22 protein-coding genes, 1 tRNA gene and 1 pseudogene are annotated in these 22,826 nt (G+C 59.2%); 15 read left to right on the forward strand and 9 right to left on the reverse strand.

Translation table 11 applies throughout. The features are described 5' to 3' along the window. Positions 1–157: 157 nt before the first annotated feature. Entirely contained in the window at positions 158–1,222 is a 1,065-nt protein-coding gene (locus ACP7E0_RS05170) for a porin (protein WP_426123386.1), read from the reverse strand. 852 nt (positions 1,223–2,074) lie between these two features. After that, positions 2,075–2,164 (reverse strand) — tRNA-Ser (locus ACP7E0_RS05175). 346 nt (positions 2,165–2,510) lie between these two features. On the opposite strand from ACP7E0_RS05175, the gene ACP7E0_RS05180 reads away from it, so the two are divergent. Then, the gene (locus ACP7E0_RS05180; protein WP_426123388.1) at positions 2,511–2,690 is read left to right on the forward strand and encodes a hypothetical protein; all 180 of its coding nucleotides are present in this window, start codon (positions 2,511–2,513) and stop codon (positions 2,688–2,690) included. Positions 2,691–2,777: 87 nt separating this feature from the next. On the opposite strand, the gene ACP7E0_RS05185 is transcribed toward ACP7E0_RS05180, so the two are convergent. After that, positions 2,778–5,000: a caspase family protein gene (locus tag ACP7E0_RS05185; RefSeq protein ID WP_426123390.1), complete on the reverse strand. Its 2,223-nt coding sequence runs from the start codon at positions 4,998–5,000 to the stop codon at positions 2,778–2,780. A 332-nt stretch (positions 5,001–5,332) separates the two neighbouring features. Here ACP7E0_RS05185 and ACP7E0_RS05190 point away from each other — a divergent pair, with 332 nt between their 5' ends. The 4 genes from ACP7E0_RS05190 to ACP7E0_RS05205 all read left to right on the forward strand — a co-directional run bounded on the left by ACP7E0_RS05190 (position 5,333) and on the right by ACP7E0_RS05205 (position 8,023). Then, positions 5,333–5,689, forward strand: a complete 357-nt coding sequence (locus ACP7E0_RS05190) for a PilZ domain-containing protein (protein ID WP_426123392.1) — start codon at positions 5,333–5,335, stop codon at positions 5,687–5,689. A gap of 98 nt (positions 5,690–5,787) precedes the next feature. Then, positions 5,788–6,201 carry a DUF2177 family protein gene (locus ACP7E0_RS05195; RefSeq protein WP_426123394.1) on the forward strand — a complete coding sequence of 138 codons (414 nt, stop codon included), beginning with the start codon at positions 5,788–5,790 and terminating at the stop codon, positions 6,199–6,201. A gap of 203 nt (positions 6,202–6,404) precedes the next feature. After that, positions 6,405–6,773 (forward strand): PilZ domain-containing protein, encoded by a 369-nt coding sequence (locus tag ACP7E0_RS05200; protein WP_426123395.1) that lies wholly within the window; start codon positions 6,405–6,407, stop codon positions 6,771–6,773. Between the two features lie 128 nt (positions 6,774–6,901). Then, positions 6,902–8,023: a pyridoxal phosphate-dependent aminotransferase gene (locus ACP7E0_RS05205; protein ID WP_426123396.1), complete on the forward strand. Its 1,122-nt coding sequence runs from the start codon at positions 6,902–6,904 to the stop codon at positions 8,021–8,023. Between the two features lie 59 nt (positions 8,024–8,082). On the opposite strand, the gene ACP7E0_RS05210 is transcribed toward ACP7E0_RS05205, so the two are convergent. Then, the gene (locus ACP7E0_RS05210) at positions 8,083–8,349 is read right to left on the reverse strand and encodes a sel1 repeat family protein (RefSeq protein ID WP_426123398.1); all 267 of its coding nucleotides are present in this window, start codon (positions 8,347–8,349) and stop codon (positions 8,083–8,085) included. A 538-nt stretch (positions 8,350–8,887) separates the two neighbouring features. On the opposite strand from ACP7E0_RS05210, the gene ACP7E0_RS05215 reads away from it, so the two are divergent. The 5 genes from ACP7E0_RS05215 (at position 8,888) to ACP7E0_RS05235 (ending at position 11,927) form a co-directional block, all read left to right on the forward strand. Continuing rightward, positions 8,888–9,229, forward strand: coding sequence for a DUF2147 domain-containing protein (locus tag ACP7E0_RS05215; RefSeq protein WP_426123617.1), 342 nt, complete (start codon positions 8,888–8,890; stop codon positions 9,227–9,229). A gap of 356 nt (positions 9,230–9,585) precedes the next feature. Beyond that, the gene (locus ACP7E0_RS05220) at positions 9,586–9,759 is read left to right on the forward strand and encodes a hypothetical protein (protein WP_113312591.1); all 174 of its coding nucleotides are present in this window, start codon (positions 9,586–9,588) and stop codon (positions 9,757–9,759) included. Between the two features lie 12 nt (positions 9,760–9,771). Then, the gene (locus ACP7E0_RS05225; protein WP_037107001.1) at positions 9,772–9,945 is read left to right on the forward strand and encodes a hypothetical protein; all 174 of its coding nucleotides are present in this window, start codon (positions 9,772–9,774) and stop codon (positions 9,943–9,945) included. 81 nt (positions 9,946–10,026) lie between these two features. Then, entirely contained in the window at positions 10,027–10,347 is a 321-nt protein-coding gene (locus tag ACP7E0_RS05230) for a YnfA family protein (protein WP_426123618.1), read from the forward strand. Positions 10,348–10,424: 77 nt separating this feature from the next. After that, positions 10,425–11,927 (forward strand): AMP nucleosidase, encoded by a 1,503-nt coding sequence (locus ACP7E0_RS05235; protein ID WP_426123400.1) that lies wholly within the window; start codon positions 10,425–10,427, stop codon positions 11,925–11,927. A gap of 3 nt (positions 11,928–11,930) precedes the next feature. Here the strand turns inward: ACP7E0_RS05235 and ACP7E0_RS05240 are convergent, their stop codons facing one another. Beyond that, positions 11,931–12,887: a lysylphosphatidylglycerol synthase domain-containing protein gene (locus ACP7E0_RS05240; protein WP_426123401.1), complete on the reverse strand. Its 957-nt coding sequence runs from the start codon at positions 12,885–12,887 to the stop codon at positions 11,931–11,933. Positions 12,888–12,993: 106 nt separating this feature from the next. On the opposite strand from ACP7E0_RS05240, the gene ACP7E0_RS05245 reads away from it, so the two are divergent. After that, positions 12,994–13,998 (forward strand): glycosyltransferase family 2 protein, encoded by a 1,005-nt coding sequence (locus ACP7E0_RS05245; protein WP_426123402.1) that lies wholly within the window; start codon positions 12,994–12,996, stop codon positions 13,996–13,998. 8 nt (positions 13,999–14,006) lie between these two features. On the opposite strand, the gene ACP7E0_RS05250 is transcribed toward ACP7E0_RS05245, so the two are convergent. Then, positions 14,007–14,921 carry a diacylglycerol/lipid kinase family protein gene (locus ACP7E0_RS05250; RefSeq protein ID WP_426123404.1) on the reverse strand — a complete coding sequence of 305 codons (915 nt, stop codon included), beginning with the start codon at positions 14,919–14,921 and terminating at the stop codon, positions 14,007–14,009. A 278-nt stretch (positions 14,922–15,199) separates the two neighbouring features. On the opposite strand from ACP7E0_RS05250, the gene ACP7E0_RS05255 reads away from it, so the two are divergent. After that, the gene (locus tag ACP7E0_RS05255) at positions 15,200–16,705 is read left to right on the forward strand and encodes a glycosyltransferase family 39 protein (RefSeq protein WP_426123406.1); all 1,506 of its coding nucleotides are present in this window, start codon (positions 15,200–15,202) and stop codon (positions 16,703–16,705) included. A gap of 16 nt (positions 16,706–16,721) precedes the next feature. Here the strand turns inward: ACP7E0_RS05255 and ACP7E0_RS05260 are convergent, their stop codons facing one another. Next, positions 16,722–17,069 (reverse strand): winged helix-turn-helix transcriptional regulator, encoded by a 348-nt coding sequence (locus ACP7E0_RS05260; RefSeq protein WP_113312597.1) that lies wholly within the window; start codon positions 17,067–17,069, stop codon positions 16,722–16,724. A gap of 101 nt (positions 17,070–17,170) precedes the next feature. On the opposite strand from ACP7E0_RS05260, the gene ACP7E0_RS05265 reads away from it, so the two are divergent. Then, the gene (locus tag ACP7E0_RS05265; protein WP_426123407.1) at positions 17,171–18,184 is read left to right on the forward strand and encodes a zinc-binding alcohol dehydrogenase family protein; all 1,014 of its coding nucleotides are present in this window, start codon (positions 17,171–17,173) and stop codon (positions 18,182–18,184) included. Between the two features lie 91 nt (positions 18,185–18,275). Then, positions 18,276–18,389, forward strand: a pseudogene (locus tag ACP7E0_RS05270) (DMT family transporter); the annotation flags it as partial. Between the two features lie 68 nt (positions 18,390–18,457). Here the strand turns inward: ACP7E0_RS05270 and ACP7E0_RS05275 are convergent. Both ACP7E0_RS05275 and ACP7E0_RS05280 read right to left on the reverse strand, forming a co-directional pair. Next, positions 18,458–19,075 carry a L,D-transpeptidase gene (locus ACP7E0_RS05275; RefSeq protein WP_426123409.1) on the reverse strand — a complete coding sequence of 206 codons (618 nt, stop codon included), beginning with the start codon at positions 19,073–19,075 and terminating at the stop codon, positions 18,458–18,460. Between the two features lie 373 nt (positions 19,076–19,448). After that, positions 19,449–21,113 (reverse strand): electron transfer flavoprotein-ubiquinone oxidoreductase, encoded by a 1,665-nt coding sequence (locus ACP7E0_RS05280; protein ID WP_426123410.1) that lies wholly within the window; start codon positions 21,111–21,113, stop codon positions 19,449–19,451. 379 nt (positions 21,114–21,492) lie between these two features. Here ACP7E0_RS05280 and ACP7E0_RS05285 point away from each other — a divergent pair, with 379 nt between their 5' ends. Then, positions 21,493–22,791: an Hsp70 family protein gene (locus tag ACP7E0_RS05285; RefSeq protein WP_426123411.1), complete on the forward strand. Its 1,299-nt coding sequence runs from the start codon at positions 21,493–21,495 to the stop codon at positions 22,789–22,791. The last annotated feature ends 35 nt before the right edge of the window (positions 22,792–22,826 follow it).

Here is a 22,826-nt window from a genome sequence, read left to right on the forward strand (position 1 = left end):
GGAATTATTCAAGGACTGCCGCGCTCGGCATTCAATTCAAAACCTGCATCGAACGGATCGCCAAAGTCTGCACCGTCAACAACAGTTACTCAAATGCAACAGCCCGCAACCCCTCATAGAGGTTGCGGGCAATTTACAATCCGATCAGATGATCAGATTAGAAGTCGCGCTGCAGACGGACGAAGCCGGTGACTTCGTCGCCGCCGACGTCGAACGTGTCGCTGTCGTCGATGTCCTGGTAGGCAACAGTCGCGAGAGCCTTGAGGCCGTCCGTGATCTGGTAGCCAGCCGTCAGGCCAACACGCCATGCATCAACATTGCCGATGAACGCGTAGTCACCGAAGTACTGAGCAGCCGGAGTAAGGGTCAGCTTGTCGGTTGCCTTGAACTCGTACGATGCTGCAACGGTCCACTCGGATTCGTTGTAGTAAACGTTCGGGTCTGTTGCGTAGATGCCAGCCAGGCTGAACGTGCCCGGACCAACTTCAGCGGACAAGATAGCGCGGATGGCGCCTTCTTCACGTTCAGTGTCATAACCGCCGAGCAGGGTAGCTGTTACGCCACCAACCGAACCGGACAGCATGGCAGCAACGCCAACGCCGTTATCCTTGCGGCTGAAATCGTTCGGCAAACCGGCGAGACCACCATCGCGACCAATGCCTTCGAGTTCGTCAACCGAGATACCGGCCTTGAATGCGCCGCCATCATAGGTGTACGAAATCGAGTTGAACAGCGAGTTCGACTGCAGAGCGTCGGTTTCGCCAGCGATGCCATCATCCCACCAGCTGTAGTAGTAGCCGAACTTGAAGCCGGCGATCGCGAACGAAGCCGTATCAAGGAAGGTCGAGTCGCTGTTGCCAGCTGCGTCGGCGTTGGTCTGCAGAACAATGACGCTTTCGAGCGTGCCAAGTTCAGTGTCGTTCTTGGCGTCGAACTGCAGCTGACCGCGGGTGAACGTATCCCAGCTGGAATTGCCGTTGCCTTCGAAAGCGCCGCCCTGTACTGCGTCACGACCGAAGTTGGTCTGGAAACGGACGTAACCACCGATCTTCAGGCAGGTTTCCGTGCCCGGGATGTAGAAGTAGCCAGTGCCGAAAGCGTCGCAAACGCGAACGTATTCCATTGGTTCCGGCTCAGCAGCAACGATTGCGTCAGCTGCCTGGGCGCCGGATACTGCTGCGAGAGCTGCAGCGGAGCCGAGAAGAAGGCTCTTAATGTTCATTTCTGACCTCCAGTCAAAAGTTTCAAACAGGTCTGGGTATTATACTGAAGGACAGTATTCCCTGCCCCATCCCCAACATTTAAGAAGTCGGACGATCAACCGCCCTTGCTTCCGGAGTTGAAAATACAAGACGAGACCGTTGGCGCAATCACCAACTTACCAGTTCGTCATGTTTGGCCCGCCCTTCCCCCTGCGCTGTTGCTGAAACGACACAAAACGGCCCCAAGCGGCCGGAAGTTATTAACAAGACATTAAGAAAACCCTTTATTCATCAGTGCTTAGCCGCAGCCGACGGCTCCCTCGACGTATCAGAACGAGGCAAAAAAGGGGCGAAACGCCGCTGCACAGGCGGATTCGCGGTGTTGCGCGCGGCACGTCGAGACGGCAGTGTCGATCATCTGGTGCACCCGCGAGCCGGAATCGCGACACCACGATGGACGGCAAACGGAGAGATTCGCAGAATCAGCGGCGCCATGCGCCTCGACGTCGATTCGCGCGTGCACATCGGCCAAGCCATCAAAACCGCATCGATGCACGCCTCGTACCGGAGAACGGGCCGGGTCGTGCCGACATTTGGTGGCGGGCGGGAACAGAGTTTGGGGGTGGAGAGACCATTGGGCTTTTGGCGGCAAAAATTGCCGGCCTGATCAAACGCCATTCCGTCTGTTTCAAATTTGACAGAGCATCCCGACTTTGCAGCCAACAGCGCAAGGCAACACGAAACGGAGGATGGGTTCAAACTGAGCGACGCAAGGTCATACACGTGGAAAAGCGACAATGTGCATCGAGGCGCTAATATCAAACGCGGCAATCGATGCGTGCCTGACGGAAAATCTCGAAGGTAAGGTCTAGTGGCGGAGAAGATGGGATTCGAACCCACGATACCCTTCCGGGTATACTCCCTTAGCAGGGGAGCGCCTTCGACCACTCGGCCACCTCTCCGTTAGCGCCTGACTAGAGTCAGGAGCCATTCATTGCAAGGGGTTTTTGCGGTTTCCCGCTACAAAGTTGATTTCCGCACCCGTTGGCGCGGTCCTGCAGGCTGCAAACGGCGGGACAGAGCGGGATATGGCACTCTCTCTGAAGAGCCTTGCCCACCTATGTCCGGGATCGGCGGCGATGGCCGTGGCGCAAAGGCCTGCCATGGGCCGCGGCGCGGCGGAAGCAATTGGCATTTTTGCATTGCCGATTGCCCGCAACGGGGCTGTTGCGCTAATCCTTCTCTTTATAAGGGCCATTCCGCTAATATCGGGCGGACGGCCGATAACAACAGGTTCGGAAACACACCATGAGCAGCGACAGCAAGCCCGACATAAAAGTGACGATCGAAAAGCTACGCAATGGGCGATGGGCTTTCGTGCTCAAGCGCGGCGCGGTCGTCTATCCCGCCCACGGCCAATTCACCAACCAGATCGAGGCCATCGCTGCCGGGCAGGCCGCGCTCAAGGCATTGGAAAGCAACCGCTAAGCCGATCCGCCTTTCCTCGGCAAAAGGGCCAGAGCTGTTGAACAGCCCTGGCCCTTTTGCTTTCAACACTTGTTGGCCGCCTTTATCTCAGCTCTTTTTCGCCAGGCGGTCGATCGCATTTTGGGTGGCGGCGCCGAAATCCCCGTCCAGCGGGCCGCTGTAATAGCCGCGATCGCGCAGCAGCGCCTGGATTTCCTTGCGGAAGGCGGGTGTGAAATTGTCCGGGGAGGTCTTCAACTCCTGAAGCTTGGACGGATCACCGCCTTCGACGCTTGCCGCCGCCCAGCGCACGGCCTCTTTCGGATCGGCCCTGGTGCCCAGCCCCCAGTCATAGAGGCGGCTCAGATTGCCCATGGCATAGGCGCTGCCGGCATTCGAGGCCATTTCATACCAGTTGCGCGCCTGCGCATAGTCCTGCGGCACAGCCTTGCCGTCATCATAGAACCAGCCAAGCAGCGCCATCGAATAGGCGTCGCCGACATTGGCGGCCTTTTCATACCAAACCTTTGCCTGGGCATAATCCTGTGGCGTGCCAAGACCGTTCTGATAGGCCCAGCCGAGCGAGGACATTGCATTGGCATCGCCGGCTTCGGCGGCTTTCTGGTACCAGGAGAGCGACTGGTCGAGGTCTTTTTCGACACCGTTACCCTCGCGGTAGAACCAGCCTACTGTCGCCATGGCATTGGCGTAACCCTGATTGGCGGAGAGCTGATACCATTTCAGCGATTCCGCGTAATCCTGCGGAACACTGCCATAGCCATCGCGATAGAGCCAGCCGAGCGATGCCTGCGCATAGGAATTGCCGTTATTGGCGGCGTGCTCGAACATCTCCTTGCCCTTATCGACATCGACGGGGCCGTCGGTACCGTAGATCGAGAACCAGGCGAGGTTGGTCAGTCCATACATATTGCCGCCGTCGGCAGCCTTTTGATAGTTGGTGCGGGCATCGGCATAGTTGCGGCCGGCGTCCTGCGCCCGGCCGAGCATATTGACGAGCATCATGTCATCGGGATTTTCGTTGACGGCCTGGGCGCAGGCTGTGAGCGCACGCGCCGCATCGATCTTCAGGAAATTGACGCCGAGGAAGCCCGGCATCGATTGCGGCTCGCCGGCGAGCAGATAGCAGTCACGCGAGGCCTGCGTGTCCTTGCCGGTTTGCGAAATGTTCAAGCCCTTCTTCGGCTCGAGCGCTGCGATCTGGGTTTCCGCTTCCGTCCTGTGCTTGCTGTCGGGGTAACGCTCGACGAAACGGGTCAGCGCCGCGCCATCGGTCGATTGCTTGAGCGCCTCCCAGGCGATTTCGTCCGGCGTCACCGTTGTCTGGGCCGCCTCTTCCAAGAGTTTCAGCTTCTTTTCGGCCAGCATCTTGTAGACCGGGTCGGCGCCGTGCTTGGCCAGAAACACTTCGATCAGGTCCTTGTCGGCGAGATCGCGGATGTTCTGCCAGTCGGCAGCGGCGGCGGACTGGCCGTTCGGCGAGACCTCCTGCGTGTTGCCGTTGTTGGTAATGCTGATGTTCACTTCCTTGATATTGAGGAATATCTGCGCGCCGCCGAGCGAACCATAAACGAAAGGCTCCTGCTCGCGATTGGTCGCCGTCACCACTTCATCGCGGACCTTGCCGAGCGCAATGCGCACATCGACGCCCGGTTCCGTCAGATATTTCGACAGTGCCGTGGCAAACGGGCTGTTCTTGCCCTCGCCGTCCATTGCAACGGTGCCGGCCTTCGAGGCGAAGGCGACCAGGAGGTCGGCCGATTCGGGCTCGACACGTGCCAGGCCGCGGCTAACGGCGCGGGTGGAAATCGAGCGGCTCATCGATTGCTCGAAGGGATTGTTGCGGCAGGCATCGAGAATGACCAGTTTCAGCCGCGTTGCACCTTCAAGTGAGCGCTGCACGCGGTCGAGCGGGATTGCCTCGTCTTCCACGTCCTTGTCGGTCTTCAGGCTGACATCGACCGGCAGGAGGAAATTCTGGCCGTTCATCTCCATGCCGTGGCCGGAATAATAGATGATGGCGACATCCGCACCGGCGGCAGTGTCCTCGAAATCGCGTAGCGCCCGGACCATTGCGGCGCGGTCGAGATCGTGAACCGCCATCACCGTATCGAAACCGGCCTCCTCGAATGAGGTCTTCATCAGCTCGACATCGTTGGCCGGGTTGTTGAGCTGCGATGTGGCCTCATATTTCTCGTTGCCGATCAAAAGTGCTACGCGTTTTGCCGCCTCGGCAGAACCGGCCTGAAACGCGATGATCGACAGCGCCAGAACGAAGATCGGCAGCCAGCCATGGAAATGACGCTTGAACATGATTTTCCCCTCCGCGCTCGTGCAGTCTGCCGGGGTGTAATGCACCCTGGAGAACTGCGCAAACATGATCCCTGTTTCGCCCGGCCTTTTCGCTGCCAGCACGCTTTGCATGAAAGTATTACGTATGGGCGGGTGGGTTTCAATGTCCGCCTTCAGGCTTTTTTAAGCAAGGATGAAGACAAGGCCACTGGGACCGCAAGGTCAGCGCAAGGATGGCGTTGGAAACTGCTACCATAGCGGCATGCGCGTGGCGAACGCAGTGCGCCCGCCTGACTACACGTTGCAACATCCAGCAGAAACGGCGCGCCGCCGCAGATTTTCCGGAGTTTCCCATGTCGATGGTGATGCATCTCGCGGAGGCAAAACCGGGTCAACTGACCACCAGCTACAAGCACTATTATATAGAGCGCCCCTGCCGCATCCTTGTGGTCGGCCAGCATTTGAAGACGAAGACGAAATATCAGTGCCTGCTGCGCCACATTTCCATCGGCGGTGCCATGGTCGATTTCAACGCCAATATCCTGCTGCCGAAGCATTTCTTCCTGCAGATCGACGGCTTTCAGGAGGAGATCGGCTGCTCGCAGGTCCATCGGCACCGAACCGAACTCGGCGTGCGCTTCAATATGCAACTGGCTCCGGAATTCGTAAGCCGCCTGATCCGGATGAATTTTACTAGCGGCTTGATCTGAAAGCCGGATGGTGACCACAAGCGGATCTCCTATTTTCGCCAAGTGGCAATCCACACAGGGCTGGCTGCCGTAGCAAGGGCGAAAGAGGATCAATCATCATGAAAACTGTTCTGATCGCCTACGCGGGAACTCTGGTGTCCCTGTTGATTGCCGATGCCATCTGGCTCGGGCTGGTGGCACGGACGTTTTACCGCAACCAGCTTGGCGAACTGATGCTGCCATCTCCGAACTTCGCTATCGCCTCCATCTTCTATGTGTTTTTCGCGATGGCCGTCGTTCTGCTAGCCGTTATGCCGGGGGTCAAGGCTGGTTCCCTCGCCACAGCGTTGGGTTATGGGGCCGTTCTCGGACTTGCCGCTTACGGCACCTACGACATTACCAATCTGGCGACGCTGAAAGGCTGGCCGCCGATTGTCAGCGTGGTCGATATGGCCTGGGGCACCTTTGTTACGGCGTTTTCCGCCAGCTGCGGCCTGCTGGCTTGCCGGTATTTTGCCGATGCAGCCTCCTGATTCGCGACACCGCGACAGGCAGAGTGCGTCAATTTACATCCTCATTAAATTTTTAAGGAATGTTTTCAAAGGATTGCAATATCCCTGACCGATCCTGCACACGTCGCACGCTGCTCTCATGAGGAGGGTGAGAGCGATGAACGCAAACGATGGAGCAAATGTGGATTCATCATCCAGGCCCCATCGCTATCGAGGGAGTGACGATGCAGAACTCGACAATGTATTCCGTGGTCAGCTCCAAACTGTACGAGCAGCGTTTTGAACGTTTCAAGATCGGACAGGCGGGCACGTTGATGGCTGTCAGGCCGGCGCTTGGCGGCGTCTCGACCCGAACCTGCAAGATGACCGAGATTTCGCGCGGTGGTGCCAGCTTCGTCGTCAACACGACGATCGGACTTCCGCAGCACTATTATCTGACCATCGTCGGCACCAAGAAGCGAATCGGATGCGCCGAAGTTTATCGCCGCGACAACCGCATCCAGGTGCATTTCATCAAGCCGATCGACGAGGAATTCCTGCATCAGATCGTCCGCTACGAATTCTTCACCGGCGGCGAGCTGAAAAAGCACTAGCAGCCGCCGGAATTTGAGCACGTATTACTATGGGTGCGGCCCCTGACGTGATGGATTTGGTTTCCATGATAGCGAAACCTCGCTAGTCTCCGCAACGATTTCATCCATTGTCAGGCTCGATCATCCGCATGTCCGCATTTTCCAGATTTACTCCTCTCGTCGCTTCGCTTCCTTCCACCATTCCCTTTGTCGGGCCTGAAGCAATCGAGCGCCAGCGTGACCGCCCGATCGCGGCGCGGATAGGCGCCAATGAGAGCGGTTTTGGTCCTGCTCCGTCGGTTCTGTCGGCGATGACGGAGGCTGCCGCAGGGGTCTGGCGATACAACGATCCGGAAAATTTCGAGCTGAAGAAAGCACTTGCCGGCCATCTCGGCACCGAGGCGGACAATATCGCCATCGGTGAAGGCATCGACGGGCTGCTTGGGCAGATCGTTCGCATGGTGATCGAGCCCGGCATGCCGGTGATCACCTCGCTTGGCGGTTACCCGACGTTCAATTTTCATGTAGCTGGCCATGGCGGCCGGTTGGTGACGGTTCCCTATGCCAACGATCGCGAGGATCTTGACGGCCTGTTGGCTGCGGTCAAGCGCGAGGATGCGCCGCTCGTCTATTTCGCCAATCCCGACAATCCGATGGGTAGCTGGTGGGATGCAGAGAGCGTCGTCGCCTTTGCGCGGGCGTTACCGGAAACGTGTCTTCTCATCCTTGACGAGGCCTATGGCGAGACCGCACCGGCTGGCACCATTCCCTCGATCCAATCGCTGATCGACATGCCAAACGTGATCCGCACGCGTACCTTTTCCAAGGCCTATGGCTTGGCGGGCGCCCGTGTCGGCTATGTCATCAGCACGCCCGGAACGGCGCAGGCCTTCGATAAGATTCGCAACCATTTCGGCATGAACAGAATTGGCACCGCAGCGGCTGTCGCATCACTGGCGGACACAGATTATCTGGTTGAGGTTCTTGAGAGGATTGCCGCCTCGCGCGGCAGGATCGCCGATATCGCTGTCAGCAACGGGCTCACGCCCCTGCCCTCGGCAACAAATTTCGTGACGATTGATTGCGGCAAGGATGCCGTCTTTGCGCGGGCAATCGTGGACCGGTTGATGGCCGACCACGGCATTTTCATCCGCATGCCGGGTGTTGCGCCGTTAAACCGCTGCATTCGGGTCAGCACCGGACCGGAGGCGGACATGGCGCTTTTGGAGGGAGCCTTGCCGAAAGTATTGGAAAAGCTCGGCAGGCAGTAGAACCACGCCTCATCTTCGGAGGTCTTGGTTCTACCGCCTGTCGTTGATGCGATGATGTCTCAATGCATTGTCATCCATTCGCGGGCGGCGCGCAGGGCCGTGGCGAGGTCAGTCTTGCTCATGGTCATCGTCAGGTCGGCGCGCAGCGCTGCGGCACGCTCCGATCCCTTGATGGCCGCGATGTTCAGCCATTTGTGCGCGGCGACGAGATCGACATCGCAGCCACGTCCGGTTGCATACATCAAGCCCATTTCGCAAAAGACGTCCGCGCGGTTTTCGCCACCCATTGTGGCATCCGAAGCATTCTGAATGTCAAAGCGTGCCATTGTCTCTGTCCCTGTTTACCTGGTTGGTTACGTCCGTAGTCCCTGTTTTATCTGCCTTTTTTAGGCTCCTTGAAGGGGCTGCCGTCTTGTGCGGCTTTGGCCCCTTGAAGGTTGTCGGCGGGTTGTTTTTCCCTGCTCGTCTTATGGATTTGAATATGCAGCAGTGGTTTCAATACACGCTTAAAATGCATGATTAATGTGAGACAAACAAAGTTCAAACGATTGGTAAACTTGGCTTTTTGTTAAACATCGGACCACCCGGAAACGCTGGCTTTTGCCTCAATCTTTACGGAAAATTCAGGCGGCGATTTCAACCAATTGCTAACCACGCAAAACGGTCGCCTGTTTCGCCCCGCGGAAAGAGACAGCGCGACAGGCGATATTTTGCCGCGAATTTTCACCGCAAAACCGGCCGGGCGCATATTTACGTTTACGTCCGCGTAAGCTATTTTCCAGCTATTGAGCGGTGAGGAGACCTGCTCTGGCAACGTTTCGCCCGAAACCAACGGTATTCGGCGAATTCTACGGGAGGCAAATGATGATTCGTACATTGATACTGACGGCAGCCATGACGATGGCGACGGCAACCGCAGGCTTCGCCGCCGAACCGATCGTCGGCAACTGGAAGACGGCCAGCGGCGAGACCGCCGTCATCGCATCCTGCGGCGGCAGCTATTGCATCACCTTGAAGACGGGCAAACATGCCGGAAAGCGCATCGGCAACCTGGCCGGCAACGGCGCCAGCTATTCCGGCGAGATCACCGATCCGAACAACGACAAGACCTATAGCGGCAATGCATCGATCAGCGGCGCCTCGCTGAAAATGCAGGGCTGCGTTCTCAAGATTCTCTGCAAATCTCAGACCTGGACACGGATGTAATCCGAGCCGAACATCCGGCGGGCATGCCCGCCGGAGCCATTTCTGACATTCAGCATCCATATGCGGTGTGCCGTTTGACCGGGCAGTGCTTTGGACCGTCCCGTCTTCCGACGCTTTTTGTTACCGCCCGGCCATTCCCCGCATTCATCAAACCTTTCCGAATAGTCATCCCGCGCCCGGTGCTTTACCTGGCATGAGGCTGCCGGCTGGCGCCACAACGTCTTTAAGCGGCTCCGCAGATAACGAAGATGAACGGGAGATGAACCGAGGTCTCAGGAAGAGTTCAGTTTGCCTATGCGAAAAGGTCATCATCGAGTTGAACCCCGATCGACACACCTGACCAAACGGACAAAGCCATGGACATTCTCGCCCGCCGCCTCACCATCATCAGCATGCTCATGGTCGTCTTCGCGCTGACGCTCGCAGCGGCTGTCAGCGCCGATAGCCAGCGCCGCCGTCACCACTATGCCGGCTCGATTGCCGACTGCACCGTGCACACCACAAAGTTCTGCGAACAAGCCAAGCTCTAAGGATCAAAGACCATGTTCTCCCTCACCCATTCCGCAACCATCGCACTGCGCATGCTGACGCTCGCAGCCCTTTTGATGGCTCCGGTGGGTGCGCTCGCCTACAGCAAGGCCTCCGGCCTTGGGATCGGCAAACAGGGAGCCGGACTTGTCCTGTTCGTGACGCTGCAGCGCCAGTCAATGATCTAAGGTCCCGCGCCGCCTTCGCGCTCTTGCACATTTGAATCGACTGCCTTCCTATAATCAGCCACAGGAAGGAACCCCATGCTCATATCCGCATTCGCCTTCTATGCCCTTGCCGCTCTTGCGGAAATAGCCGGCTGCTTCGCCTTCTGGGCTTGGATGAAGCTGGACAAGCCGATCTGGTGGCTCATTCCCGGCATCGCCAGCCTCGCGCTCTTTGCCTGGCTTCTTACCCTCATCGAAACGGCGGCAGCCGGACGCGCCTACGCCGCCTATGGCGGCATCTATATCGCCGCATCGCTCGCCTGGCTGTGGATTGTCGAGGGCGCCCGGCCTGATCGATGGGATGCAACCGGCGTCGCACTCGCCCTTGCCGGCACTGTCGTCATCCTCGGCGGACCGCGCTGACCGGCTTTTCCTGAACTACCGCCTGTGCATTCCAATCTTGTCGTTTGCTTGTAAAAAACGGCATCCTATAATGCCGCATGAACAATCGAATCTCTTCCCTCTCCGCCCTTTCCATCGCAACGCCCGACGTTTTCGAACCGCAGACGTTTGACGATCCGCTTGCAGCCGTGGACGCACTCTCGGCGCTCTACGATCGCAATACGAAGTTCCTGGTCGATGCCTTCACGGAGCTTGGCCGGACCGGAACGCCGGTCTCGCGCTACCGCGCCTGCTATCCGCAGGTCAGCATCGAGACCAGCAGCTTCAGCCATGTCGATTCGCGCCTGTCATATGGTTATGTCAGCGCGCCGGGCGTCTACACGACCACCGTCACCCGGCCAAAACTGTTCCGGCATTATCTGAAGGAACAGCTTGGGCTTTTGATCCGCAGCCATGGCGTCGGCGTGACCGTATCCGAATCGACCACCCCGATCCCGCTGCATTTCGCGTTCGGCGAAGGCGCCTATGTCGAAGCGGCGATGGCGGAGAATATCGATATCCCGCTGCGCGACCTGTTCGATACGCCGGACCTGACCACCACCGACGACGAGATCGCCAACGGCGCCTACGAGCCAGGCCCCGGCGAGCCCTCGCCGCTTGCGCCGTTCACGGCCCAGCGCATCGACTATTCACTGGCGCGGCTCAGCCACTACACGGCGACCAGTGCGACGCATTTCCAGAATTTCGTGCTGTTCACCAACTACCAGTTCTATATCGACGAATTCTGCCTCTGGGCGCGCCAGCAGATGATCGACGGCGGCAACGGCTACACCGCCTTCGTCGAGCCCGGAAACATCACCACCCAGCCCGGATCGGACAAGCCCGATTCGGACCTGACGCTGGCCCGTCTGCCACAGATGCCAGCCTATCATCTGAAGAAGAAGGGCCATGGCGGCATCACCGTCGTCAATATCGGCGTCGGGCCTTCGAACGCCAAGACGATTACCGACCATATCGCCGTGCTGCGGCCGCATGCCTGGCTGATGCTCGGCCATTGCGCGGGCCTGCGCAACAGCCAGACGCTCGGTGACTACGTTCTTGCCCATGCCTATGTGCGCGAAGACCACGTGCTCGACGACGACCTGCCGGTGTGGATCCCGATCCCGGCGCTCGCCGAAGTTCAGGTGGCGATGCAGGATGCCGTGGCTGAGGTGACCGGCTATGAGGGCTATGACCTGAAGCGGATCATGCGCACCGGCACCGTCGCCACCATCGACAACCGCAACTGGGAACTGCGCGACCAGCGAGGCCCGGTCAAGCGGCTGTCGCAATCACGCGCCATCGCGCTCGACATGGAATCGGCAACCATTGCTGCCAACGGTTTCCGCTTCCGCGTGCCCTACGGCACACTGCTCTGCGTTTCAGACAAGCCACTGCATGGAGAGTTGAAACTGCCGGGTATGGCAACGGCCTTCTACAAGACGCAGGTCAGCCAGCATTTGCAAATCGGCATTCTGGCACTGCAGAAGCTGGCGGCGATGCCGCCGGAAAAGCTGCATTCGCGCAAACTGCGCAGCTTCTTCGAAACCGCGTTCCAGTAGTCCTCAGCGGCGCGGCGACAACAGAATCGACAAAAGCGTGCCGGCAACCGCCGACACGACGATCATCAGATGCGCATTGACGCTGGCGCTGGCCAAAAGGTCAAAGGCAGCCCCCTTGGCCGGTGCACCGAACGAGATTGCGCCTGCCGTGATGCCAGCCGGATAGGTGCCGACGCCAGCCGGTGCATGCACTGGCAGGACCGACGACAGTTCGCCGCCAAGCGCACCGCCAAAACAGGCGGCGAGCGGCAGGACGCCCATGGTGGCCAGCACCCAGGCGAGCACGGCGACCTTCGTCGACCAGTTGAGAACGGTCATCAGCCATGCCCTGACGAATACCAGCGCATTGGCTGGCAATCCGGCTTCAACCTCGACCAAAAGCAGCCCGAGCTTTTCCGGCAGGCGCCGCTGCAGAACGGCAAGCGCATGGCCTTTCAGCAGGAACAGCGCCAGCGGCGATACGAGAAAAAGCCCCCACAGCAACCAGCCGAGCGACTGGCTATCACGGCCGATGATCAGGCCGACGCCGGCGGCAGCGAACAGGGCATGCAGATCAAGAAGCCGCATGAGCAGCAGCGCCGAGGTGCTGCGCGTCAGGGGGACGGCAAACTCCGAACGCATCAGGATCGGAAAACTGGTTTCCCCTGCCCGGAAGGGCAACATGATATTGAGAAGGTTGTGGACCTGCGTGACCCGCAAAAGCGCCAGGAAACGGCCCCGCGTTTCGTTGGGGAAATAGTCGTATATCCGGTAGCAGCGGATGAAATAGGTGCCGACCAGAAGCAGAAGCGCCGACAGGACGGGAACAAGGCCGATGCCGGCCCATTGCCGCAAGAGAACCGGCCAACCCCAGAACCACTGGATGAAAGCCGCATAGACGATGACGGCCACAAGGGAGACGGCGGTCATCCGGTTGCGGACAAGCCATGAGCCCCGGCTGGCATCCTCTCCTGCATTCATATATTTGGTACTTTCCTGTCCGGTGCTATGGCACGGCTGGTTATCACGATAACCCAGGCGAGAGAACCTGCAGCATTTTTAAAAGGCTTTGATTTTGGATCCTATCTTGGAAGCAAACAGGACAGATACCGATACTGTCCCGCCGGTCGAGTTGTCCGTCGTCGTGCCGATCTACAATGAAGAGGAAAGCGTCGGACCGCTGGTTACCCGCATCCGGGAAGCCATGGCAAATTTCGACAAGCCCTGGGAGCTCATTCTCGTCAATGATGGAAGCACCGACGGGACGCTCGTCAGCGCCCGCAAGGAACTGACGAGTGGCCTGCGGCTGAAGATCGTCGAGCTGCAGCGCAATTTCGGCCAGACCGCCGCCATGCAGGCCGGTATCGACCTCGCGTCCGGCAGATTGATCGCCACGCTCGACGGCGACCTGCAGAACGATCCGCGCGATATTCCGGCCATGGTCGCGGCCATCGAGGAACGTGAACTCGATCTTCTGGTCGGCTGGCGCAAGAACCGCCAGGACGGTCTGTTCCTGCGCAAGATTCCGTCCTGGTGCGCCAATTACCTGATCGGCAAGATCACCGGCGTGAAACTGCACGACTACGGTTGCAGCCTGAAGATCTATCAGGCCTCGATCATCAAGCAGGTCAAGCTGATGGGCGAGATGCACCGCTTCATTCCGGCCTGGGTCGCAGGCGTGGTGCCGAGCAGCCGCATCGGCGAAATGCCGGTCACCCATCATGCCCGCCAGCACGGAACATCGAAGTACGGGATTTCCCGAACCTTCCGGGTCATTCTCGACCTGCTCTCGGTGCTGTTCTTCATGCGCTACAAGGCGCGGCCGGGGCATTTCTTCGGGTCGATCGGACTTTTCGCCGGTGGTCTCAGCGCGCTGATCCTGCTCTACCTGTTCATCGACAAGTTTGTGTTCGGCAATGATATCGGCGCAAGGCCGATGCTGATCGTCGGGGTCATGCTGTTCCTGTCCTCGGTGCAGCTGATCACCACCGGCATCCTCGCCGAAATGATGGCGCGGCTTTACTCCGGAGAGAACGATTCACCGCCCTATATCGTGCGCAAAGTCTTCGATCACGAAGGCTCGGGCAGCTGACACGACCGTCAGGCCGGGGTTAAATCCCCGGCACCGACCAGCAATTTGAGTTCGCCCGGATGAACCCGCAGGCTGACATCGCGGCCGATCGGCAAAAGCTCACCATCAATGACGCAATTGATCTTGTGGCGCGCCTTGGGGAAATGCAAGTCGACCGCCGAAACGCTCATTTCGGTAATCAGCGCGCTTTCGCGGAATTTCCCGCGCAGGATATCGAATGTCAGCTTGGCGACGCCTGACGGTTTCAACGGCGGCGCGGTATAAAAGCCGAGATGACCGCCGGTGACATCATCGGCATACATCAGCGCATTTTGACCAAAGTGGTTGTTCGACACGGAGATGGCCGACACCTCGCGCGTCTCGCGAACGCCGTCCACCTCGAACTCGATCTCGAATTCCGGCGGATTGAACATCACGCCAACGGCAGCGCGCGTCGAGGCGCGGATTTTGCCGAGCCTCGACGCGAAGCTGTAGGATTCGCGGTAGCGTACCATGCGGGCATGCAATCCCATGGAAAACTGGTGAACGAAGGCGCGGCCATCGGCACTGCCAATATCGGCATCGACAATTTTGCCTTCGGCCAGCACGTCCAGTACCTTCCAGATATCGAGCGGCAGTTTCAGGGCGCGGGCAAACAGGTTCATCGTTCCCGCCGGAACGATACCAAGTGGGATGCCGCTTTTCCAGGCGACGCCGGCCGCTGCCGAAATCGTGCCATCGCCACCGCCGGCAATCATCGCATCCAGATCATCGCGCTGCGCCGTCTGCTGCAGTGTCTCTTCCATCTCCGAACCGGCAACAACGGCGATTTCGACTTCATGCCCTGCCGCGCGAAACACCTCTGTGGCCTTGGCGCTGTAGGCTTCCATATCCGTCGAGCGAAACGTTCCGCCGTCGCGATTGAAAATGGCTTTGATTTTCATTGATTGTCCTTAACTGCATTGTGCAGGCCCTCTCTATATGGGACGGCGAAAGCGGATTTGCAGGGTGAACAGCAGGCAATGGCAATTCTTCGCTGCGCCGCCGCGCGGCTATAGCGACAAATACCAAGCGCCTGTTGTTTACGCGTTCGCGTGTGGTAGAACCGCCGCGATCTCAGTGTAAAGGCCATTCTCCACATGACTGTTGCGACCTGCACCGCGACGATAGCGCGCCCGCTTCCAGATTTGTCCGTCTATCGTCGATCGGGGCACGCGCAACCATGAATCAATTCGTCAAAACCCTGCAGGCGCGACCGAATACGGTCATTCTGCTGATCGCGGTGTATTTTCTCATCAATCTGATCGCTCGTGTATCCCTGCCCAACTCCTTGGAAATGGATGAGGCCGGGCAGATTTTGATGAGCCAATGGTATGCTCTGGGATATGATACCCAGCCGCCATTCTTCAATTGGGTACAACATCTGGTAATCGACGGAATCGGCCAGTCGCTGTTTGCGCTTAGCCTCGTCAAAAACCTGTTTCTGTTTTCGAGTTATGTCTTCTATTACCTCGCCGCCCGGCAGGTCCTGGCAAGCAAGGGCCTTGCGGTCGCTGCAGCGCTCGGTTTGCTGACCATTCCGGAGATCGGCTGGCTGGCACAACGCGACCTCACCCATTCGAACGCCTCGCTTTTTGCCGCCTGCCTGTTTCTCTTCGGGCTGTTTCGCACGCTCGACCGGCCGACGATCACGAGCTATCTGGTGACCGGCATCGCTATCGGTATTGGCCTGATATCGAAGTATAATTTCTCGATTCTGTGTTTCTGCGCCTTCGTTGCCCTGCTCGCCAGCCCGGCCTACCGGCAGCGGATTTTCGACTGGCGCATCCTCGTTACCGCGGCGGTGGCGCTGCTTATCGTCGCGCCGCATGGTCTTTGGCTCGTCCAGAATTTCGATATCGCCTCGCGTGACACCGTCACGAAGCTCGCGTCCGGCGGGCAGGATGGCGTGCTGTTGCAAATCCTGCGCGGGCTCTCACAATTGCCGCTGACCATTTTGGCCTATGGCGCTCTGACCGTGCTGATCTTTGCGTCGGTTGCACGCGGAGGTTTCTGGCCTGCCCTGCGCGCCGGCAATCCGAGGACGCGGCTGGTCGAGGTCATGCTCGCCGTCCTTCTGGTCTTCCTGCTGTTCCTGATCTTCTTCATGGGAACCGCGGAACTAAAGACCCGCTGGGTTTCACCAGTGCTGTTCATTCTGCCGCTGTATATCTGCATGAAGCTCGACGCGTACGGGATAGACGACAGCGATTTTCTGAAGCGCTTCATTCCCGTCATCCTGCTGCTGATGGTGCTCATTCCGGCATCGCTGGTCCTGCGTATCGTTGCGGCCGGAGCGATAAACGATCACCCGAAGCTAACCGTACCCTATCAGCAGCTTGTCGAGGACATCGTCAGGAAACCCGCCATCACACCCGCGCTGGTGATTGCGGGAGATGCGTTCCTCGCTGGAAATATCCGCATGCAGCTTGCCGATACACCGGTCGATACCGAAACGTACCCGCTCTACAGCCCGCCGTTCGACTGGTCCGCGAGCAAGCCGATCCTGCTTGTCTGGCGCGCCAATGACGACGACGGCGCCAAGGTTCCGCCGGAGGTGGAAAATCGTTTGAAGCTACACATCGGCACGCTCCCGCTGCTTCAGCCGCAAACGATCGCCCTACCCTATATCTATGGCAGCGATGGCGATCTTTTCCGTTTAGGCTACGCCTGGGTGATCAAGCCCTAATCGATTTTCGGCACAATCATTCTGCCGCCTGCAGCATGATGTGTTCGTCGCCCCACAGCTTCATCGCCATGATCACCGGCTCGAGGCTGCGGCCGCGCGGCGTCAGGCAGTAATCCACCCTGGGGGGAACCACGGCAAAAACCGTGCGCTCGACAAGGCCGTCGGCCTCCAGTTCGCGCAGCTGCTTGGTCAGCATGCGCTGGGTGACGCTGGTCAGGCGGCGGCGGATTTCGTTGAAGCGCATCGTGCCATCCAACAGGTGATAGAGGATGACGCCCTTCCATTTTCCATCGATCAGATGCAGCACGCCTTCGACCGGGCAGCCGGGAGAACAGGTCAGGAGCTTGTGGCGAACACGTGGCACTCACGGTATCCTTTTGGGTACTATATACACTTGTTGTGCATTCTTGCGCTATTGCAGCATAATGCGCATTTAGCTTCTGTTCAAACATGAAGGAGCCAGCCGTGCGCGCCATTGCCTACAAGATCCCCCAGGCCATTTCCGCCGAGACCTCGCTGATCGACGTGGAGCTGCCCGTGCCGGTGCCGGAAGGCCGGGACATCCTGGTCGAGGTCAAAGCGATTTCGGTCAATCCCGTCGATGTCAAAATTCGCGCCAACGCCAAGCCAGAGCCGGATCAGTTGAAAGTGCTCGGCTGGGATGCGGCGGGGATCGTCAAGGCGGTCGGTCCCGGCGTGAAACTGTTCCAGCCGGGTGATGCCGTGTTCTATGCCGGCGCTATCGACCGGCCGGGCGCTAACTCCGAATTTCATCTGGTCGACGAGCGCATCGTCGGCAACAAGCCGGAAACGCTGGACTTCCCGGCAGCTGCGGCCTTGCCGCTGACCTCGCTCACCGCCTGGGAGGCGCTGTTCGACCGGCTGAAGGTCAACGATCCGGTTCCTGGAGCTGCCAACGCGATCCTGATCATCGGCGGTGCCGGTGGCGTCGGCTCGATCGCCATCCAGCTCGCCCGGACGCTGACCAATCTTACCGTGATCGCCACAGCTTCCCGCCCCGAAACCCAGAAATGGGCCTATGATCTCGGCGCCCACCACGTGCTGGATCATTCCAAGCCGCTGGCACACCAGATCGACCAGCTGGCGCTCGGCGCCCCGGCCTTCGTCTTCTCCACCACAAATACCGCCGATCACCTGGAAGACATCATTGCCCTGATTGCTCCACAGGGCCGTTTCGGGCTGATCGACGATCCGAAAGTGCTGGATGTCATGCCATTCAAGCGGAAGGCCGTGTCCATCCACTGGGAGCTGATGTTCACCCGCTCGCTGTTCAAGACCAAGGACATGGAAGAGCAGAACAGGATTCTCACCGAAATCGCGCGGCTGGTCGATAGCGGCAAGATCCGCTCGACGCTGACGGAAACTTTGGGGCTAATCAACGCCGAAAACCTGAAAAAGGCGCATGCGTTGATTGAAACCGGCCGGACCAAGGGCAAGCTGGTGCTGGCGGGTTTCTAGGTCAAACAGAATCAGCTTGCGAAACGCCTGCCGGATTTCCTCCGGCGGGCGTTTTAGTTAACCTGGCTCCGGCAGGAAAGCCGGTTAGGTGCTCGGTAGCAGGGTGTTTCTGGGTGAGGAGATCGGCCTGTTCGAGATCAGCGCGGCCGTCATCACCGGTCTGGGCGTTGCGCTATCGACGGGACTTTTCTCGGCGAAACGCTGATCCCCATTGCAATATCAGCCAAAGCTCTGCGGCCTGGTTCTCCGGGGCGTTTTTGCGTGGCCGACGTCTCAGGCCTGCAGGACGACGACGCGACCGCCGACGGTTGCGCGCTCATAGAGATCGACGACATCGTGATTGAGCATGCGCACGCAGCCGCTCGACATCGCCTGGCCGATCGACCAGGGCTGCGTCGTGCCGTGGATACGGAACATCGTGTCGTTGCCGTTCTGATAGAGATAGATCGCGCGGGCGCCGAGCGGATTGTTTGGCCCGCCGGGAACCCCGCCGGCATATTTCAGGTTCTTGCCTGGATCGCGGCGGATCATGTTGTCGGTCGGCGTCCATGTCGGCCATTCGGCCTTGCGGCCGATCGTGGCCGAACCGGCCAGCGCATAGCCGTTGCGGCCGACACCGATGCCGTAGCGCAACGCCTGCCCGTCGCCGAGAATGTAATAGAGCCGCCTTGCCGGCGTATCGACGACAATCGTGCCCGCATCGTGCTTTGTCGAATAGGCCACCTGTTGGCGGCGCAACTCCGGCTTAATCTTTTCCAGCGGCATGGCCGGCATCGGAAATTTTTCGTCCGGTTTTGCAGCATAATTGGCTGCATGGTTCGGTCCGTTGGTGGCGCAACCGGCAAGAAGGGCAGACAAGCCGAGCAGCAGGCCACGGCGGGAGATCGACATCGTGAGTTTCCTTAAGATCCGGTTGATGCAACCGAAAATAGGGAAAACATGGTTAATGCCCGGTTAAGCCCGTTGAAATTGTGGGCAATGGAAAGGGGTGGCGAGCTTTTCTCCGCCTCCTGCCTAACACCGAAGTGGCCTTGATTGTGTTGGGGCGTCAAAACTCTCCTCCGTCATTCCTGTGCCTGTCACAGGAATCCAGCCACGGCGCGTCTGCGTCGTGAAAAGAGTCTATTGCGTTCAAGGACTTGAACGCGCTGGATCCCGGAACAAGTCAGGGATGACGGAGGAATGAGGTGCGTCAAAAACAACAGAAGCCGGCTGAAAGCGATGAGCAATCTCCAGCAGCCCTCTTCAACCCCGTCGGCACGCATCACATATTGGGATAGACTGGCCCTTCGCCGCCCTGCGGCGGGACCCAATTGATGTTCTGGTTGGGGTCCTTGATGTCGCAGGTTTTGCAGTGGACGCAGTTCTGGGCGTTGATGACGAAGACGTCCTCGCCATCCTTCTCCACCCATTCGTAGACGCCGGCCGGACAGTAGCGGGTCGACGGGCCGGCGTAGATATCGTGTTCGGACGATTTCTGCAGGGCCATATCCTTGACCTTCAGGTGCACCGGCTCGTTTTCCTCGTGATTGGTGTTCGACAGGAACACCGAGGAGAGACGGTCGAAGGTCAAGACGCCGTCCGGGCGCGGATAGGCGATCGGCTTGTGCATGGACGCGGGCTCGAGCGCCTGCGCGTCGGTCTTGCCGTGTTTCAGCGTGCCGAAGAAGGAGAAGCCGAACAGCGTATTGGTCCACATGTCGAGACCGCCGAGTGCGACGCCGGCTGCCGTGCCGAGCTTCGACCAGAGCGGCTTGACGTTGCGCACCCGCTTCAGGTCCTGGCCGATGGCGCTGTCACGCCAGCCGTTCTCGATCTCGATGACCTCGTCATTGGCCCGGCCCGAAGCGATCGCATCGGCAAGCTTTTCGGCGGCGAGAATGCCCGACAGCACCGCATTGTGGCTGCCCTTGATGCGCGGCACGTTGACGAAACCGGCCGAACAGCCGATCAGCGCGCCGCCCGGAAAGGTCAGCTTCGGCACCGACTGGTAGCCGCCCTCGGTGATGGCGCGGGCGCCATAGGTCAGCCGCTTGCCGCCTTCGAAGGTGCCACGGATCGAGGGATGCGTCTTGAAGCGCTGGAACTCCTCGAACGGGTAGAGATAGGGGTTCTTGTAGTTGAGATGAACGACGAAGCCGACGGCAACCAGATTGTCTTCCAGATGATAGAGGAACGAGCCGCCGCCGGTCTTCATGCCGAGCGGCCAGCCGAACGAGTGCTGCACCAGGCCCTGTTTGTAGTTCTCAGGCTTGACCTGCCAGAGCTCCTTGATGCCGAGGCCGAACTTTTGCGGCTCACGATCCTTCGACAGGTCGAATTTCGAAATCAGCTGCTTGGCGAGCGAGCCGCGCACGCCCTCGCCGATCAGCGTGTATTTGCCGATGAGTTCCATGCCGCGGGCAAAGTTGGGGCCGGGCTCGCCATTCTTCTCGACGCCCATATCGCCGGTGGCGACACCGATGACGGCGCCGTCGTCATTGTAAAGCACTTCGGTCGCGGCAAAGCCAGGATAGATCTCGACACCGAGCGCCTCGGCCTTTTCGGCCAGCCACCGACAGACGAGGCCGAGCGAGACGATGTAATTGCCATGATTGTTCATCAGCGGCGGCATCAAAAAATTCGGCAGACGGATCGAGCCGGCGGGACCGAGCAGCAGGAACTGGTCGTCCGTCACCTTGGTCTTGAAGGGATGCCCCTCCTCCTCGCGCCAGCCCGGCAAGAGCCGATCGATGCCGATCGGATCGACCACGGCGCCCGAAAGGATATGCGCACCGACCTCGGCACCCTTTTCCAGGACGACGACGGAAAGCTCCGGATTGACCTGCTTCAGGCGAATGGCGGCAGACAGACCGGCCGGCCCCGCCCCGACGATCACCACGTCGAATTCCATGCTTTCACGCTCGGGCAGTTCCTGTGGCTCGCTCATCTTATCGTCTCCAGTCGCACCCGGCTATTTTGCGCGGTTTTGTTCCCAATTCTTGACCTCCGTCATGGCAAATACGGCAGGACTTGTCGAGCCAGTCTGCGACGGCAGCCAAGCGCATTTGCGCATGAGGTCATGCGGCAGGATACAAATATATGACGTGCACGTAAACGTCAAAAATAGGAAATGCGCGGCAGGCAACTCATCTCCACGATCCTGCCTTGCTTTGGCCTTCGACCCATGCGAAGAGGCGCCCTCCAAATAAGCCAAGCCCTCCGCCATCAAACGCATTCCGGCTGCCGCAAGGCATTCCGAGGCTGCGCGTGCGCCGGCGAGACGACATCTGCCGCCCTGCCGGTGGACACCTAAGACGGAGACTTTCATGGCCAAGGCACTCGGCTTCGATTTCGGCACGACCAATTCGGTGCTCGCCGCCTCTAAGGGCGATACGACGCAGTCACTGAGCTTTTCAAGCACGGCCGGCACCACCGATTCGATGCGAACGGCGCTGTCCTTCATGAAGCATGCAAAGCTCGGTGCTGCCGCCGTGTCCATCGAGGCAGGCCAGGCGGCGATCCAGCAGTTCATCGACAATCCCGGCGAAGCGCGCTTTCTCCAGTCGATCAAGACGTTTGCCGCAAGCCCGCTGTTCCAGGGCACGCTGATCTTTGCCCGGCGCAACAGTTTTGAAGACCTGATGCGCGCCTTCCTCACCCGGATTGCCGACTATGCCGGCGATGGCTGGCACCAGGATTACAAGCGCATTGTCGTCGGCCGGCCGGTTCGTTTCGCCGGATCAAGCCCGGATGAAAACCTGGCGCTGGAGCGTTACGACCGGGCGCTGTCGTCCTTCGACTTTCCCGAAGTCCACTATGTCTATGAACCAGTGGCGGCGGCCTTTTACTTTGCCCAGAACCTCAAGAAGGACGCGACCGTGCTGGTCGCCGATTTCGGCGGCGGCACCACCGACTATTCGATCATCCGCTTTGAAAGCCATGCCGGCAAGCTGACAGCAGTCCCGGTCGGCCATTCCGGCGTCGGCGTCGCCGGCGATCATTTCGACTTCCGCATCATCGACACGGTGGTTTCGCCGCTGATCGGCAAGGGCAGCCAGTTCAAGAGTTTCGACAAGCTGCTCGACGTGCCCTCCAGCTACTATGCGAATTTCGGCCGCTGGAACCAGCTGTCGATCTTCAAGACGCTGAAGGACTTTACCGACCTCAAGCAGCTGGTGCGCTCCGCTGTCGAGCCGGAAAAGCTCGAGGCCTTCGTCGATCTGGTCGATCACGACGAGGGTTACCCGCTCTATCAGGCCATTTCGGCCACCAAGATGCGGCTATCGCATGAGGAAGAGACCGAATTCTTCTTCAAGCCACTGGGCGAGAAGAGCAGGCAGACCGTGCGCCGCAGCGACTTCGAAAGCTGGATCGCACCGGATCTCGCCCGCATCGAGGAAGCGCTGGACGAAGTTCTGGTCACCACCAACACATTGCCAGAGGGTATCGACAAGGTCTTCCTCACCGGCGGCACCTCGTTCGTGCCGGCCATCCGCCGCATCTTCGAAGACCGTTTTGCCAGCGACCGCATCGAAAGCGGCGGCGAACTTCTTTCGATCGCCCATGGACTGGCGCTGATCGGCGAGCGGGACGATATCGAACGCTGGACGGCAATGGCGGCATAGGCCGAAGAGGCTTCCCTGCCCGCCCTCACTTCTGT

Origin of the sequence: Pararhizobium sp. PWRC1-1 (genome assembly GCF_049897905.1) — a bacterium.
Lineage (GTDB): Bacteria > Pseudomonadota > Alphaproteobacteria > Rhizobiales > Rhizobiaceae > Pararhizobium.

What these genes read in the sequence shown, in the direction of transcription:
- ACP7E0_RS05280 (WP_426123410.1), bottom strand. Translation starts at nt 21,113, where the DNA reads ATGAGCGAGCCACAGGAACTGCCCGAGCGTGAAAGCATGGAATTCGAC.
- ACP7E0_RS05240 (WP_426123401.1), bottom strand. Translation starts at nt 12,887, where the DNA reads ATGAATGCAGGAGAGGATGCCAGCCGGGGCTCATGGCTTGTCCGCAAC.
- ACP7E0_RS05205 (WP_426123396.1), top strand. Translation starts at nt 6,902, where the DNA reads ATGTCCGCATTTTCCAGATTTACTCCTCTCGTCGCTTCGCTTCCTTCC.
- ACP7E0_RS05170 (WP_426123386.1), bottom strand. Translation starts at nt 1,222, where the DNA reads ATGAACATTAAGAGCCTTCTTCTCGGCTCCGCTGCAGCTCTCGCAGCA.
- ACP7E0_RS05210 (WP_426123398.1), bottom strand. Translation starts at nt 8,349, where the DNA reads ATGGCACGCTTTGACATTCAGAATGCTTCGGATGCCACAATGGGTGGC.
- ACP7E0_RS05285 (WP_426123411.1), top strand. Translation starts at nt 21,493, where the DNA reads ATGGCCAAGGCACTCGGCTTCGATTTCGGCACGACCAATTCGGTGCTC.
- ACP7E0_RS05200 (WP_426123395.1), top strand. Translation starts at nt 6,405, where the DNA reads ATGCAGAACTCGACAATGTATTCCGTGGTCAGCTCCAAACTGTACGAG.
- ACP7E0_RS05275 (WP_426123409.1), bottom strand. Translation starts at nt 19,075, where the DNA reads ATGTCGATCTCCCGCCGTGGCCTGCTGCTCGGCTTGTCTGCCCTTCTT.
- ACP7E0_RS05220 (WP_113312591.1), top strand. Translation starts at nt 9,586, where the DNA reads ATGGACATTCTCGCCCGCCGCCTCACCATCATCAGCATGCTCATGGTC.
- ACP7E0_RS05190 (WP_426123392.1), top strand. Translation starts at nt 5,333, where the DNA reads ATGTCGATGGTGATGCATCTCGCGGAGGCAAAACCGGGTCAACTGACC.
- ACP7E0_RS05195 (WP_426123394.1), top strand. Translation starts at nt 5,788, where the DNA reads ATGAAAACTGTTCTGATCGCCTACGCGGGAACTCTGGTGTCCCTGTTG.
- ACP7E0_RS05185 (WP_426123390.1), bottom strand. Translation starts at nt 5,000, where the DNA reads ATGTTCAAGCGTCATTTCCATGGCTGGCTGCCGATCTTCGTTCTGGCG.
- ACP7E0_RS05180 (WP_426123388.1), top strand. Translation starts at nt 2,511, where the DNA reads ATGAGCAGCGACAGCAAGCCCGACATAAAAGTGACGATCGAAAAGCTA.
- ACP7E0_RS05215 (WP_426123617.1), top strand. Translation starts at nt 8,888, where the DNA reads ATGATTCGTACATTGATACTGACGGCAGCCATGACGATGGCGACGGCA.
- ACP7E0_RS05225 (WP_037107001.1), top strand. Translation starts at nt 9,772, where the DNA reads ATGTTCTCCCTCACCCATTCCGCAACCATCGCACTGCGCATGCTGACG.
- ACP7E0_RS05255 (WP_426123406.1), top strand. Translation starts at nt 15,200, where the DNA reads ATGAATCAATTCGTCAAAACCCTGCAGGCGCGACCGAATACGGTCATT.
- ACP7E0_RS05250 (WP_426123404.1), bottom strand. Translation starts at nt 14,921, where the DNA reads ATGAAAATCAAAGCCATTTTCAATCGCGACGGCGGAACGTTTCGCTCG.
- ACP7E0_RS05235 (WP_426123400.1), top strand. Translation starts at nt 10,425, where the DNA reads ATGAACAATCGAATCTCTTCCCTCTCCGCCCTTTCCATCGCAACGCCC.